Origin of the sequence: Luteibacter sp., from assembly GCF_051958795.1 — a bacterium.
In the GTDB taxonomy this organism is placed as follows: domain Bacteria; phylum Pseudomonadota; class Gammaproteobacteria; order Xanthomonadales; family Rhodanobacteraceae; genus Luteibacter.
Map to the genome: position 1 here is coordinate 1 of NZ_JBQCFT010000061.1, position 13,619 is coordinate 13,619.

At 64.3% G+C, this 13,619-nt stretch carries 13 protein-coding genes; 8 read left to right on the forward strand and 5 right to left on the reverse strand.

What is annotated here, in order from left to right; all coding sequences use genetic code 11:
• The first annotated feature begins 178 nt into the window (after positions 1 to 178).
• Genes ACTHLF_RS03365 through ACTHLF_RS03385 form a run of 5 tightly spaced genes read left to right on the forward strand, consistent with a single transcriptional unit; the run spans position 179 to position 4,403 of the window.
• Positions 179 to 967 (forward strand): SCO family protein, encoded by a 789-nt coding sequence (locus ACTHLF_RS03365; RefSeq protein ID WP_440324895.1) that lies wholly within the window; start codon positions 179 to 181, stop codon positions 965 to 967.
• Entirely contained in the window at positions 964 to 1,899 is a 936-nt protein-coding gene (gene coxB, locus ACTHLF_RS03370) for a cytochrome c oxidase subunit II (RefSeq protein ID WP_440324874.1), read from the forward strand. The genes ACTHLF_RS03365 and coxB overlap by 4 nt, the downstream gene beginning before the upstream one ends.
• Positions 1,889 to 3,484 carry a cytochrome c oxidase subunit I gene (gene ctaD, locus ACTHLF_RS03375; protein WP_440324876.1) on the forward strand — a complete coding sequence of 532 codons (1,596 nt, stop codon included), beginning with the start codon at positions 1,889 to 1,891 and terminating at the stop codon, positions 3,482 to 3,484. The genes coxB and ctaD overlap by 11 nt, the downstream gene beginning before the upstream one ends.
• The gene (locus ACTHLF_RS03380) at positions 3,481 to 4,125 is read left to right on the forward strand and encodes a cytochrome c oxidase subunit 3 family protein (protein ID WP_440324878.1); all 645 of its coding nucleotides are present in this window, start codon (positions 3,481 to 3,483) and stop codon (positions 4,123 to 4,125) included. Before ctaD ends, ACTHLF_RS03380 begins: the two co-directional genes overlap by 4 nt.
• Positions 4,122 to 4,403: a hypothetical protein gene (locus ACTHLF_RS03385; RefSeq protein WP_440324879.1), complete on the forward strand. Its 282-nt coding sequence runs from the start codon at positions 4,122 to 4,124 to the stop codon at positions 4,401 to 4,403. Before ACTHLF_RS03380 ends, ACTHLF_RS03385 begins: the two co-directional genes overlap by 4 nt.
• Here ACTHLF_RS03385 and ACTHLF_RS03390 read toward each other — a convergent pair.
• From ACTHLF_RS03390 to ACTHLF_RS03400, 3 genes are read right to left on the reverse strand one after another with little or no spacing between them, the layout of a single operon-like run.
• Positions 4,400 to 6,688: an FdhF/YdeP family oxidoreductase gene (locus tag ACTHLF_RS03390; RefSeq protein WP_440324881.1), complete on the reverse strand. Its 2,289-nt coding sequence runs from the start codon at positions 6,686 to 6,688 to the stop codon at positions 4,400 to 4,402. The two genes, ACTHLF_RS03385 and ACTHLF_RS03390, sit on opposite strands and share 4 nt — an antisense overlap.
• A gap of 15 nt (positions 6,689 to 6,703) precedes the next feature.
• Positions 6,704 to 6,892 carry a hypothetical protein gene (locus ACTHLF_RS03395; protein WP_440324883.1) on the reverse strand — a complete coding sequence of 63 codons (189 nt, stop codon included), beginning with the start codon at positions 6,890 to 6,892 and terminating at the stop codon, positions 6,704 to 6,706.
• Complete coding sequence (locus tag ACTHLF_RS03400) at positions 6,870 to 7,025, reverse strand: hypothetical protein (RefSeq protein WP_440324885.1); 156 nt, start codon at positions 7,023 to 7,025, stop codon at positions 6,870 to 6,872. Before ACTHLF_RS03400 ends, ACTHLF_RS03395 begins: the two co-directional genes overlap by 23 nt.
• 574 nt (positions 7,026 to 7,599) lie before the next feature.
• Here ACTHLF_RS03400 and ACTHLF_RS03405 point away from each other — a divergent pair.
• Positions 7,600 to 8,397, forward strand: a complete 798-nt coding sequence (locus tag ACTHLF_RS03405; RefSeq protein ID WP_440324887.1) for a hemerythrin domain-containing protein — start codon at positions 7,600 to 7,602, stop codon at positions 8,395 to 8,397.
• Positions 8,398 to 8,599: 202 nt separating this feature from the next.
• Here ACTHLF_RS03405 and ACTHLF_RS03410 read toward each other — a convergent pair whose 3' ends face one another.
• The gene (locus tag ACTHLF_RS03410; RefSeq protein ID WP_440324897.1) at positions 8,600 to 11,863 is read right to left on the reverse strand and encodes a response regulator; all 3,264 of its coding nucleotides are present in this window, start codon (positions 11,861 to 11,863) and stop codon (positions 8,600 to 8,602) included.
• A 404-nt stretch (positions 11,864 to 12,267) separates the two neighbouring features.
• Here ACTHLF_RS03410 and ACTHLF_RS03415 point away from each other — a divergent pair, with 404 nt between their 5' ends.
• Complete coding sequence (locus tag ACTHLF_RS03415; RefSeq protein ID WP_440324889.1) at positions 12,268 to 12,699, forward strand: low affinity iron permease family protein; 432 nt, start codon at positions 12,268 to 12,270, stop codon at positions 12,697 to 12,699.
• Between the two features lie 49 nt (positions 12,700 to 12,748).
• On the opposite strand, the gene ACTHLF_RS03420 is transcribed toward ACTHLF_RS03415, so the two are convergent.
• Entirely contained in the window at positions 12,749 to 12,907 is a 159-nt protein-coding gene (locus tag ACTHLF_RS03420; RefSeq protein ID WP_440324891.1) for a hypothetical protein, read from the reverse strand.
• A gap of 89 nt (positions 12,908 to 12,996) precedes the next feature.
• Between ACTHLF_RS03420 and ACTHLF_RS03425 the strand changes: the two genes are divergently transcribed.
• On the forward strand, positions 12,997 to 13,619 hold a 623-nt coding region (locus ACTHLF_RS03425; protein WP_440324893.1), incomplete at its 3' end, for an NRAMP family divalent metal transporter.

The following is a 13,619-nucleotide window of genomic DNA, read 5'->3' on the forward strand; positions in this document are numbered from 1 at the left end:
AACCCGTTCCTCCCGCCGCTTCGCCCCGTTTGCAGGCCCATCCGGCCGCCGACCTCGCGGCGGTCAGGGCCCAACAGGCACGCGCGAATGGCTACGGTTGGGTCAACGCCGAGCACACCGTGGCCCGGGTCCCCGTGGAGCGCGCCATGGCGATCCTGGCCCGGGAGAAACAGCCGTGATGGCCTATCGCGCTCTCGCCTGGATCGTCCTCGCCCTGGCGGCCTTCGCGGCCCACGCGGGCTCACCGCTGCCACCGCCGGCGGACCTCAAAGAACGCGTCGCGTTCGAGCAACACCTCAGGCGGCCCATGCCCGTCAACACGCCGCTGGTCGATGCCGACGGACACCCTACCCGCCTCGCGGCCATAGCAGCCGGCAAGCCGCTTGTCGTGGCATTCGGCTACTACCGCTGCCCGAACCTGTGCGATGTCACCTTGCATGCCCTCGCCCACGCGGTGGCGGGGATGAAGCTGTCGCCGGCGGACGACTATCGCATCGTCTTCATCAGCATTGATCCGCGCGAAACACCGGCCGACGCACGCAAGGCGCGGCGCATGCTCGCGGCGATGGGCCCCGGTGGTCATGTCGAGGACTGGACATTTGCCACGGCGACGCCGGCGGCCATCGGCCAGCTCACTGATGCCGCCGGTTTTCGCTATTTCTACGATGCACGAAACAAGCAGTTCGCCCACCCGGCGGGGGCCATTATCCTCACCGGCCAGGGACGCATCGCTCAGTACTTCTTCGGCGTGAGTTACCCGTCTCGCTCGCTGTCGCTCGCCCTGATCGACGCTTCACGCGGCCAGATCGGTACGGTCCTCGACCAGCTGGTGCTTTTTTGCTGCGGTTACGACCCCGCGACGGGCCGCTACAGTCTGTTGGTCTCACGTTTGATGATGGTGCTGGGCTGCGGGTTTGTCATCGTCATGCTCGTGCTGTGGTGGCGCCTGCGCGGGAGATCCGCATGACGTTGTTGCCGCGCGCATCCAACTTCGGTACGGAAATCGATTCGCTGTTCAATGCGCTGCTTGGGCTGAGCGTCGTCGTCATCCTGGCCGTGTTCATCACGATGATCGTCTTCACCGTGCGCTTCCGACGGGGCCGTGACGTGGATCGAAGCGGCGAGTCACACCGGCAATTGGGCATCGAGCTGACCTGGACACTGGTCCCCTTGGCGCTGTTCGTCGGTATTTTCGTCTGGAGCATTCGCCTCTGGGTCGACTTGCGCACGCCGCCACGCGATGCCGAGGTGGTGTATGTCATCGGCAAACAGTGGATGTGGGAATTCGAGCACCCTGGCGGCCAGCGGGAAATCAATACGCTGCATCTGGCCACTGGCCAGCCGATCCGGCTGGTGATGACTTCTCAGGACGTGATCCACGACGTGTCCATTCCTGCCTTTCGCGTCAAACAGGATGTCCTGCCGGGGCGTTATACGGACGAATGGTTCACCCCGACCCGACCGGGCACGTACGACCTTTTCTGCGCCGAATACTGCGGAACCGATCATTCCCGCATGGGCGGGACGGTGGTGGTGCAAAGCCCGCAGGACCACGCCGCCTGGCTGGCCGGCCATGGGACACAGACTCTGGCGATGCAGGGCCGCACCCTGTTCACGCGCTATGGCTGCGCCGGTTGCCACGATCCCGGAGCGGCCGTGCATGCCCCCGCGCTGAATGGCCTGTTTGGCAGCACCGTGCCTCTTGCCGATGGCCGCCAGGTGCGAGCCGACGACCGCTATTTGCACGACAGCATCACCCTGCCTGCCAGCGACGTGGCGGCAGGCTATGCGCCTATCATGCCCAGTTACCAGAACCGCATCAGCGAGGCGGACATCCTCGCCCTCATCGCGTACCTGAAAGTCCGCGGCACGGACCAGGAGCCTGCCCATGCCCGCTGAACATGCCACACCGAGCTATCTGGTCGATGGCTCGACCCTGCGCTCGTGGCTGCTGACGCACGACCACAAACGCATTGCCATTCTGTACGCGGTGGCGATCACCTTCTTCTTCATCCTCGGTGGCCTGGCCGCCGCGCTGATCCGACTGGAACTGGCAACCCCGCAGGGGGACATCATCAGTGCGGAAACCTACAACAAGACCTTCACCTTCCACGGTGTGGTCATGGTGTGGTTCTTCCTGATTCCCTCGATCCCCAACACGCTGGGTAACTTCCTCCTGCCCCTGATGATCGGCGCACGCGATGTCGCCTTCCCCCGGCTGAACCTGTTCAGCTGGTACCTGTACATGGCGGGCGGCTTATTCACCGTCGCGTGCCTGCTGTTGGGCGGGGTGGACACCGGCTGGACGTTCTACACCCCGTTCTCGACCTTGTTCTCCAATTCCCACGTCGTGCTGGCTGTCGTGGGCGTGTTCATCGTGGGCTTCTCCTCGATCCTCACGGGCCTGAATTTCATCGTCACCATCCATACGATGCGCACCCGGGGCATGACCTGGTTCCGACTGCCACTCTTCGTTTGGTCGATGTACGGCGTGTCACTGGTCATGATGCTGGCCACACCCGTGCTTGCGATGACCCTGGCCCTGCTTGCAGCCGAGCGACTGTTTGGCGTAGGAATCTTCGACCCGTCGCTTGGAGGTGACCCGGTCCTCTTCCAGCACTTTTTCTGGTTCTACTCGCATCCGGCGGTGTACATCATGGTGCTGCCGTCCATGGGCGTGGTGAGCGAACTCATCACCGCCAGCGTGCGCCGCCGCATCTTTGGCTACCGTTTCATGGTGTACTCGATCATCGGCATTGCCGTGGTCGGTTTTCTCGTCTGGGGTCACCACATGTTCGTGGCAGGCCAGTCCATGTATGCCAGCATCGTCTTCTCGATCCTGAGTTTCATCATCGCGGTGCCGTCCGCCATCAAGGTCTTCAACTGGACGGCGACGCTCTACAAGGGCGATATCGCCTTCGGCGCGCCCATGATCTATGCGCTGGGCTTCGTCGGCCTGTTCATGATTGGCGGACTCACCGGTCTGTTCCTTGCCGCCACCGCGCTCGATGTCACCCTGACCGACACCTACTTCGTGGTGGCCCACTTCCACTACATCATGGTCGGTGGCGCGGTGATGGCCTACCTGGGTGGTATCCACTTCTGGTGGCCCAAGATCACCGGTCGGATGTATTCCGAGGCATGGGCCCGGTTTGCCGCGATCCTGATGTTCCTGGGCTTCAACCTGACGTTTTTCCCGCAGTTCATCGCAGGCGCCGAAGGGATGCCGCGGCGCTACTACCAGTACCCGCCCGAATACGCGCTGCTCAACGTCCTCTCGTCCGCCGGTGCCGTATTGCTGGCTGCGGCGTACATCCTGCCGATCGGGTACTTCCTCTGGTCGATGCGCTATGGGAAAGAGGCCACGGCCAACCCTTGGGAGGCGGCAGGCCTTGAGTGGACGACAGTGTCGCCCCCGCCCACACATAACTTCGACACGCCCGTCGTCGTCACCGACGGGCCCTACGCGTACGACCATCCATGACACCCCGTCCCAGCCACCTCGCCGAGCAGTTCGACGACGCCTTGCAGCAACGCGACGCGTCGACGCTAGGCATGTGGGCGTTCCTGGCAACGGAAATCCTGTTCTTCGGGGTGCTCTTTGCCGGTTACACGGTGATGCGCCTTCTGTGGGGGGATGCCTTCGCCGCCGCGAGCCGGCACACGGACCCTTGGCTGGGCGCCATCGAGACTGGCATCTTGCTGGTGAGCAGTTTCACCATGGTGATGGCGATCCGAGCGGTGCAGATCGCCCGACCGCGCGCAGCGTTGTTGCTTCTGCTCGTCACTGCGCTGCTCGGTGTGGCGTTCCTGGCCGTGCATGGCCTCGAATATGTCGACGACTACCGTGCGGGCGTAATCCCAGGCGTGCGCTATGACGAGCCTGGGGTCACCGGCGTGCACGAGAAGCTGTTTTTCCTCTTGTACTACGTGACCACGCTCTTTCACGGGCTGCACGTCTTCATCGGCGTCGTCCTGGTGACGGTGATGGCCGTCCGCGTCCGGCGCGGCGCCTTGAGTCCCAGGTACTACACGCCGCTCGAAGTGGTGGGCTTGTACTGGCACCTCGTGGACATCGTGTGGATTTTTGTCTTCCCGCTCTACTACCAGGTGGGTCGCTCGTGAGCGCGGTCGTTCCCAAAGCACGGCGGTTTGTCTTTGCCCTCCTGGCGCTGGCGGCCCTGCTCACGGCCAGCGTTGTGCTCTCACGCATGCGATTGGGGCCATGGAATCCCGTGCTGTCCGTGGGGATCGCCTGCGCGAAGGCTGCGATTGTGGTGATCGTGTTCATGCGCCCCGGTGAAGGCGGGCCGAGCGCCCGCTTCGCGCTCGCATTTGGCATCATCTGGGTCGGCATCCTGATCATGCTGACCCTCAGTGACTTCCTGCTCCGGACGAATTAGCCCGCACGACGAATCCGTACGGGCACGCCTTTTGCCGCCGGCGTCTTCGATGCCTCGTCGTGGTACCAAAGTGGCACCAGAGGATTCATTTCCGGGTAATAACCGCCGACGCAGCCTCTGGGAAGTTTGAACGCCGTCACCGTGAGGCCGGACACTTCCCTTACCACGCCGTCGCCTGCATCGGTGACCAGGGCCACCACGTCGCCGGGACGCACACCCTGCCCGGCCATGTCGTCCGGCGCCATGAGAAGCACCATGCGTGAGCCTTCCAGCCCGCGCAGGCGATCGCTGAATCCGTAGATCGTCGTGTTGAACTGGTCGTTCGAACGCATGGTGATGAGGTGCAGCCGGCCTTCCGCATCACCGATGCCCAGGGCGGTCTGGACAGTGGGTGTGGTGAATTCCGCCGTGCCGCTTTCCGTTTTCCATTGGCGTTCGTGGGCGGGGTTGCCTCGGTAGAAGCCGCCGTTGTGAAACATCCGCGCCGAGTAGTCGCGGAACATATCCGGGTAGGTCGCCTCGATCAACGACCGGATCCGCGTGTAGTCCTGGCCCCAACTCAGCCAGGGCCGCTTCGGATGCGCGGGCAGCAATGCGTTCGCCATGCCGGCAACGATCGCCGTCTCCGAACGCAGGTGCGCACTGGCGGGCGTGGCATGCCCCATGGAGCCGTGGATATGGCTGAAGCTGTCCTCGATGGACACGGCCTGGGGAACACCCGCCTGGACGTCGGTCTCGGAGCGGACCAGGCACGGCAGCAGATAACTGGCCTTGCCGTGCACCACGTGGCTACGGTTGAGCTTGGTGGCGACGTAGACGGTGAGGTCCAGGCTCTGCCAGGCCGGTTCCATGGCATCACGGTCGGGTATCGCGCGCACGAAGTTACCGCCCAGGCCGACGAACGCCTTGACCGACCCGTCTTGCACGCCCTCGCACACTTCGACCGTGGTCCGGCCTTTCTTTCGCGGCGGCTCGAACGCGAATAGTTCCGCGAGGCGATCCAGCGGCACCAGCTCGGGCTTTTCGGAAATGCCGACCGTGCGCTGACCCTGCACATTGGAATGGCCACGCACCGGACAGATCCCCGCGCCCTCGCGCCCGATGTTTCCGCGCAGAAGCAGCAGATTGACCAGCATGCCGATGCTTTGCGATCCATGGACGTGCTGGGTCAGCCCCATGCCGTAGACACCGATCACATTGCGGGACTGAACGTAGACATCGGCCGCTGCCTCGAGATCGGACCGGGTAAGCCCGGAGTGCCGTTCGATGTCCTCCCACGATGCCTGCGCGGCTGCCGCGGCAAACGTCTCAAGCCCTGTCGTGTGTTCTTCGATGAACGCGCGATCCAGAAGGCCTTCGGCGCCCGCGTGACGCTGCGCAGCGTCGCTCGCGAACACGTGCTTGCAGATCCCCATCAAAGCGGCGATGTCGCCACCCGGCCGGACCTGAAGGTACATGTGCGACAGGTCGGTTGGTGTCTGCGTCACCATCTGCAGGGGATTCTGCGGATTGATGAAATGCAGCAAGCCGGCCTCCCGGACCGGATTGAAGGTAATGATCTTGCAGCCGCGCTTCACGGCGTCCTGCAGGGGATGAAGAAATCGGGGGCTATTGGAGCCGGGATTCTGGCCGAAGTAGAAGATGGCGTCGCAGTGTTCAAAGTCCTCAAGGACACAGGTTCCCACCGGCGAGCCGGTCACCTTTTTGAGCCCCACCGACGTCGTTTCGTGACACATGTTTGAGCTGTCGGGCAGATTATTGTTGCCGTAGACGCGAGCCATCAAAGCATACAGAAAGGACGCTTCCAGCGACGCTTTCCCGGACGCATAAAACACCGCCTCTGGTGGCGACAGTGCATTGAGCGCCGATGCGATGCCTTCATAGGCCTCGTCCCAGGTGCAGGCCACGTACCGGTCGGTGGATGGATCGTAGCGTAAGGGCTCGGTTAGCCGGCCGACCATCTCCAGGTCGTAGTCCTGCCAGCTGCGTAATTCGGTGACGGTGTGCGCCTGGAAGAACGACGGCGTGCAGCGATCGCTTGTCAACTCCCATATCGTCGACTTCGCGCCGTTCTCGCAAAACTCGAACAAATGAGGGCTAGCCGGCTTGCCCCACGCGCAGGAGGTGCACATGAAACCACGCGGCTTGTTCTGTCGCCGCAGGGTCTCGACGGCCCCCACGGGACGCTCCCGCGCGTAAACCTTGCCCATGCCGGAGACGGAGCCCCACCCACCCGCGGTCTCGTCCCCCGGGGTGGCGTCGGCCGCGTCGGTACGATCTGTCATCGGACAATCTCCTGCCTACCGCACGCCTTCGTCGCGCTTTGACGCCTTGTCCATTTTCTTCTCGCCCTTTTGAATCTTGGCGTCGCGTTTGTCCTGCTGGGGCTTGTCCTGTTTAGCGACGTAGTTGAGGTTGCGATCGCCGGACTGCACCTTATGCTCCTGGTCTGCCATGTCGGTCTCCTCAGCCTTGGTCTTCGTTGTCATGCTCTTGCTGCGGCGACTCCTTGGGTGCCGGCTTCTTTTCCACACGGTTGGACGTGCCCTCGTCGTATTGATGAGGTGACGTGTCGGCTGGTCCCGTCAGGTCGGTTTTCGTTCCGGGGTTTTCCTGGCTCACGGCGTTCTCCACTGGTCATGCGGCGACCATGGCCCTCGGAACGCATGGGCGGTGTTGAGTTTTGGTCCAATGCCGTTCACGTTACGTCGACCATACGGTAGACGCCGATGGGCGCCCGGCGCGAGCCGCAGCGCAGAAGCGATTTCGGCAGGCAGTTGCTCAGGAAGCCAAGGGCGCCATGACAAGGAGCCCATGGCATGGGCGGTTGCGTGGGCACAGCGGTCACGGGATTCGATCAGCGGCCGAACGCACGCTCTAGGCTGACCGCGGTTGTGCGCAGGCTCGCCGTCCTTCAGAGCGCCCACGCTTGGTCACCCAGGTGGGGGTCGCGCGCTGTCACGCTATGTCTTGCGACATTCGGGCCCGTACCAAGCATTGTTCTCGGTGCCCAGGCGGTTTTCCATCGTCGACGTGGCGCAGACCGGGAACCGCTCATCCCCGTTGCGACCGATGCTGCGTGCCTTCATTGCGTCACTCCGGTCGTTGTCCGTGGCCTGATCTCGCGACGTGTGTCTCGCGCTATGCAGTCAGCGTAACCCTGCGTTCCCGGCTGGTATCCGTAGCCGGCATATTTGTGCTGGTCGGCCGCCCGATTCTGCCGGGCCACATCGGCCTGGCGGCCGCCGACGGCGCTCATCATCAAGCTAGCAAAAAGGACGTGCACGAAACACATCATCATCGATCCTCCGTCGGTTACGTCGGCTTTCGGTACTGCCTTCGTTGCCTTCGCCAATGGCGGCCCGGCGTGTGGTGGTTGCGAACCGAGAGCGCCGCCGCGCCGGATGCCAAGGTGGCGGTGATCGACGCCGGAAACCCCACCCAGGTGCAGGGGACGCCTGCCGTTCGACGCGGCCGTCACCATGGCCTTGCGAGGCTCGCCTCTCCCAGCCACCGCCAGGAGAATCCCATGGATGCCATCACCCTCTTGAAGCAGGACCACGCGCTCGTCAAGGAACTGCTCAGTTCGCTCGCCGACTCGACCACCCGCGCGGTAAAGAAACGCGGCGAGTTGCTCCAGCAAATCGCCATCAACTTGAAGGCGCACACAACCATCGAGGAGGACATCTTCTACCCGGCCTTCAAAGCCGCCGGTCAGAAGGAAGAAGCCAAGATGTATTTCGAGGCGTTGGAGGAGCACCGCGCGGCCGAGGATCTGGTGCTCCCGGACCTGCTCAGTACGGATCCATCGACCGAGCAGTTCTCGGGGCGGGCGAAGGTGCTGAAGGAGCTCATCGAGCATCACATCGAGGAGGAGGAAAAGGAGATGTTCAAGGACGCGAAGAAGCTGCTCAGCAAGGCCGAGCTTACCGAGCTGGGTCAGGCCATGGCCGCTCGTAAGGAAGTACTCATCGCCGAGTTGAAGCGGGCCTGACGACGTTTCTGCTCTTTTCCCTAGCGCGGCTCCGTGCCGGATGAGGTACATCGGCGGCCAGTCGTCGTCCTAGCAAAGGGCGACGACTGGGATGGCTATCATAGGTTCTACACACTGGGCGTCCTGCGCGCGGGGTCGGGCCAAAACCGTGGTGCGCCGCGCCTGCCCGTTCCGCTCGCGCCGCCCGGGCCTGGGTCCCACCTCAACCGGCCAGCCATACCCGTAGCAACGAAAGCAGCTTGTCCACATCCAGCGGCTTAGCCATGTAATCGTTGGCACCGGCCGCCAGACACTGCGCCTGGTCATCGGCCATGGCTTTGGCGGTCAGCGCGATGATCGGCACCCTGGTCCAGCGCGGGTTCTGGCGGATCTCTCGCATCGCGGTCAGGCCATCCTTGACCGGCATCATGATGTCCATCAGCACCAGATCGACCGGAGGCTCCGCGGCGTCAGCCAATGCATCGATGGCCTCCTGGCCGTTGCGTGCGATCGTCACGCTGCAGCCGTGCGGCTCAAGCACATTCATCAGCGCGAACACGTTGCGCACGTCGTCCTCGGCCAGGAGGATCCGCTTGCCCTCCAGCACCGCGTCACGATCCTTGGCCAAGCGGATCATGCCCTGCTGGCTCTCGGGCAAGTCCTGGATGACCCGGTGCAGAAACAGGGTCACCTCATCGAGCAAGCGCTCGGGCGAGCGCGCGCCCTTGATGATGATCGAGCGCGAATATCGGCGCAGGCGCTGCTCTTCGGCAGCCGACAGCTCGCGCCCGGTGTAGACGATAACCGGCGGGAACGCGTGGCTTTGGCTCGTACTCAAGGTTTCCAATAGGGCAAACCCGGAGGTGTCGGGCAACGACAGGTCCAGGACCATGCAGTCGAAGGTTTGATGAGCCAGCTGTTCGAGGCATTCGGCCGCGGTGCGCGCGCCGACGGTCTCCACCTCGGCGGAGTTCAGTAGACGGCTGACCGCGTCCAGTTGCACCGCATCGTCTTCGACGACGAGGACGCGCCGCGGCCGCAGCGACAGCCGGCGCTCAAGCGAGATCAGCGCATCGGTCAAGGCTTCGGAAGTCACCGGCTTGACCAGGTAGCCCATCGCACCCAGCGACAGGGCGGCGTGCGCGTGGTCGGTTGCCGACACCATATGCACGGGAATATGTCGCGTGCGCATGTCGTGCTTAAGGATGTCCAGTACATACAGGCCCGATTGGTCCGGAAGGCCGATGTCCAGCACGACCGCGTCGGGCAGCTGCTCCCGCGCCAGGCGCAGGCCGTCGGCCGCGGAACCTGCGACGAGCGTGGCGAAGCCCAACGCTTCGGCGCGCTCGCCAACGATGTCGGCAAAGACCGGCTCGTCTTCGATGATGAGGATCAGCCGTCCGTCCGGTCGTGCGGGTGCCGCTCGCTCCCCAGCCGTCGGCGCGGGCGACGGCGGCGGTGGCACCGGTGCGGCCGGTAGCGCGTGCGCCTGAAGCGCCGGTGAGCTGCGTCCAGCGGTATGCGTTGCGGCCGTGGCCGATAGACGCGTGGCGATCGACAGGCTGAACGTACTACCCTGCCCCGGCACACTCGCCACGGTGATCTCACCCCCCAGGCGATGGGCCAGCTCCTGCGAAATCGACAGGCCCAAACCGGTGCCGCCGAAGCGGCGGCTGATCGAGCCGTCGGCCTGCTGGAAGGCGCCGAAGATCCGCGCCTGCTGGTCCGCCGGGATGCCAATACCGGTGTCGATTACATCAAAGCGCATCCGACCTCCCCGCTCGGCGCGCACGTGCACGCTCACGCTACCGGTGTCAGTGAACTTGATCGCGTTTGCGAGCAGGTTCTTCAGGACCTGCTCGATCCGCTGGCGGTCGCTCTCGATGACTGGCGGGCAATCCGGATCGACGGCGACACTCAACGTCAGCCCCTTGTCCTGGGCGATGGGTTCGAACAGCGCGGAAAGGTCCGCCACCAGGCGCTCGACGGTCAAAGGCTCCGCATGGAGCTCGACATGACCGGCCTCGATCTTGGAAAGATCCAGAATGTCGTTAATCAGGGTGAGTAGGTCAGTGCCCGAGGCGTGGATGGTGTGAGCGAACTTGACCTGTTCCTCGGTCAGGTTGCCTTGCGCGTTGTCGGCCAGGAGGCGCGACAGGATCAGGGCCGAATTGAGCGGCGTGCGCAATTCGTGCGACATGTTGGCCAGAAACTCGCTCTTGTACTGGCTGGCCTTCTGCACCTCCTGGGCCTTCGCATCCATCGCCAGGTTCGCCGCAGCCAAGGCGTCGCGCTGCGCGGCCAACTCGTCGGTCTGCTCAGAGAGTTGCACGTTAGTCTGCTCCAGCTCGGCCTGCTGGCTCTCCAGCTCCGCCTGCGAGACGCGCAAGGCCTGGCTTTGCTCTTCCAGTTCCTCGTTGGAAACGCGCAGCTCCTCGCTCTGGGTCTGCAATTCCTCGGCCTGACGCTGGGTTTCTTCCAACAGCCGGGCCAGGTCAGCGCGGTAGGCGGCCGACCGCAGCGCCACAGCGATCGCGGCGGAGGCCTGATCGAGCAGCTCGATGACTTCTTCCGCCACCGGCCGGAAGAAGCCTAGTTCGATGACGCCTTGCACGCGGCCCTCGCTGATCGCCGGAGCGATCACCAGATGCCGCGGCGGCGCCTCGCCCAGTGCGGACCCGATGCGGAAGTACGCCTCCGGTACATCGTGAATGACCAGCGGCCGTGCATCGGCCACGGCGCGACCCAGCAGGCTGCTGTCAGCCGTCATGTCATGCACCGCCGCGGTGCCGGCCAGGCCGGTCGTGGCGAGCGGAACCAGTCGGCCACGCTCCGCGGCGAAGGCCACCGCAGCCTGCGCGCCCGACAGGCGCGTCAAGACCCCAACGACGGCGCGTCCGAGCTCCTCGGCCGACGGATCGCCTGCGAGCACATTGGACAGTTCCAGACGGCCGGCCTGCAGCCAGGCCTCGCGCTTCCGTGCGCGGTTGGTGCGGCGGATCACGACGCCAACGAACAGAGTCAGTCCGACGCCCAGCAACGCACTGGCGGCGCCCGAGATCAGGGCGGTGGCGTAGGCACGTTCCATCTCGGCAAGCCGCCGCGCGCGCTGTTCGGCTTCCGCCGCGCCCATCGCGGCCAAGCGTGCGCGGATGTCGTCCATCGCCGTCTTGCCGCGGTCGGAATTGACCACCGCGAGGGCGGCTTCCAGGCCTTGCTTGCGACGCAGCGCGATGGTCTGGGCCAGTTCGTCGAGCTTGTCCCCGGTGCGGGCCTTCAGCTCGACCAGCCTGGCCACCTGCGCCGGATCGTCCGACATCGCCGCACGCGCGACGTCAAGACGCCCCGGGATGACGCCGACCGCAGCGCGGTAAGGCTCCAGGTAGCCCTCGTTGCCGGTGAGCAGGTACCCACGCTGGCCAGTCTCGGCGTCCTGCAGGCTCGACAAGACGTTGGTTAGCGCCGCGACTGCCTCGTGCGAGCGCATGACGTTGGCATTGCCGGTGCGGATGGTTTGCACGTTGATCGCGGCCAGCCAACCGCTGGCGACAAAGAACAGGATCACCGTGGCCAGAGCCAGCCAGGTGCGGCCGTCGGCGCGAGACGTTCGGGAGAAGGTCGTCGTGGGCATGCTCATGAGGATCGCTAGCGGAGGGCAACCCCTTACCGTACCACGTTAGCCTGTGGCGTCCGATGACCCTAGCGATGGGGGACTGGTAAGGACGCGGTCGGCGGTGGGCAGACACGACCATGCGCGATCCGGGCAAGCAGGGGCGCAAGCTATGAGGATCGTGCCAAGGCCTAGGTGGAGTGACGCGCTGAGCCGCTCGAAAGCTACGAGAAAGGTTGAAGGCGTCTATACACTAGGCGTTTCGTTCGGGAGATCGCGCGGTGACTAAGGCCTCACTTTTCAATCGTCTGACCACCTGGGCGGCGAGCGCGGCCGGGTCGCCGACGGCGTCCATCGGTGCCGCCGCCCTCGTGGCCGTGTGGGCCGCTTGTGGCCCGGCCTTCCACTACAGCGAAACCTGGCAGCTGGTGATCAACACCGGCACCACCATCGTCACTTTCCTGATGGTGTTCCTGATTCAAAGCTCTCAAAACCGCGATGCATGCGCGGTGCATCTGAAGCTGGACGAGATCATCAGCGCTCTTAAGCATGCCAACGACGAACTGATGGACCTGGAAGGTCTCGACCAGGCCACGCTCGACAAGTTACGAAAGACCTATGTGCGCAAAGCCGCTCAGGCGCGCAGCAATGCGCCGGAGGACCACGCGGCGGTGCCGCCGGCCGACGCAGCCGACCCGGCCGCCTCGGCGTAGCACGACGGTGAGCATGCCAGCCCTGCTGGACGCCGCACGGCAAGACCCGTCAACTCAGCGTCAGCGCGTCGTGCGTCTGGTCCTTCCACCGGGCCGGCCGATGCATGGCCCACTCCATCTCCCGTGCGATCGCATCGCTGATCGGCGCGCCCTGCAGCAGCCGTGCCAGTTCGTCGCCATGCAATCCCCCAAGGATCTGCGCCGACAACCGAACCCGATGTACGCGGGCGTGACGCCGCGACGCGCAGCCCGCCCGTCAGCAGGCGCTGAACGTTTGCCCCTTCCTCCGAAGATGCCATGACCGATACCCCGTCCTCGTCGAGCGCACCTTGGTGGAAACGACTCGGTGGTGGCCTGGTCACCGGCGCGGCCGATGACGACCCCAGCGGCGTGCCGACTTATTCGCAGGTAGGTGCACAGTTCGGTTTTGCCACGCTGTGGACCCTGCTCCTGGCCTTGCCGCTGATGATCGGGATCCAGCTCATCAGCGCGCGCATTGGCCGGGTCACGGGCCGTGGCCTGGCTGACAACATGACGCGAAACTTCCCGGTGCCCTGGGTCTGGGTTCTCGCCAGCCTGCTGGTCGTGGCCAATGTCATCAACATCGGTGCGGATTTGGGTGCGATGGGTGCGGCGGTCAACCTGCTGGTCGGTGGTCCGATCCTGTTGTACGCGTGCGTGCTCGCCGTGGCGTCGACCGTTCTCCAGGTGTACGTGCCCTTCAACCGTTACGCACCGATCCTGAAGTTCCTCGCCTTGAGCCTTCTTACCTATGTGGCGACGGTTTTTGCGGTGAAGGTGCCCTGGGGCGATGCGCTGAAGGGAACGATTCTGCCGGCCTTCCACGGCACGGCGGCCTACGCTACCGCCGTCGTCGCGATCCTGGGCACCACGATCAGCCCTTATCTGTTCAGCTGGCA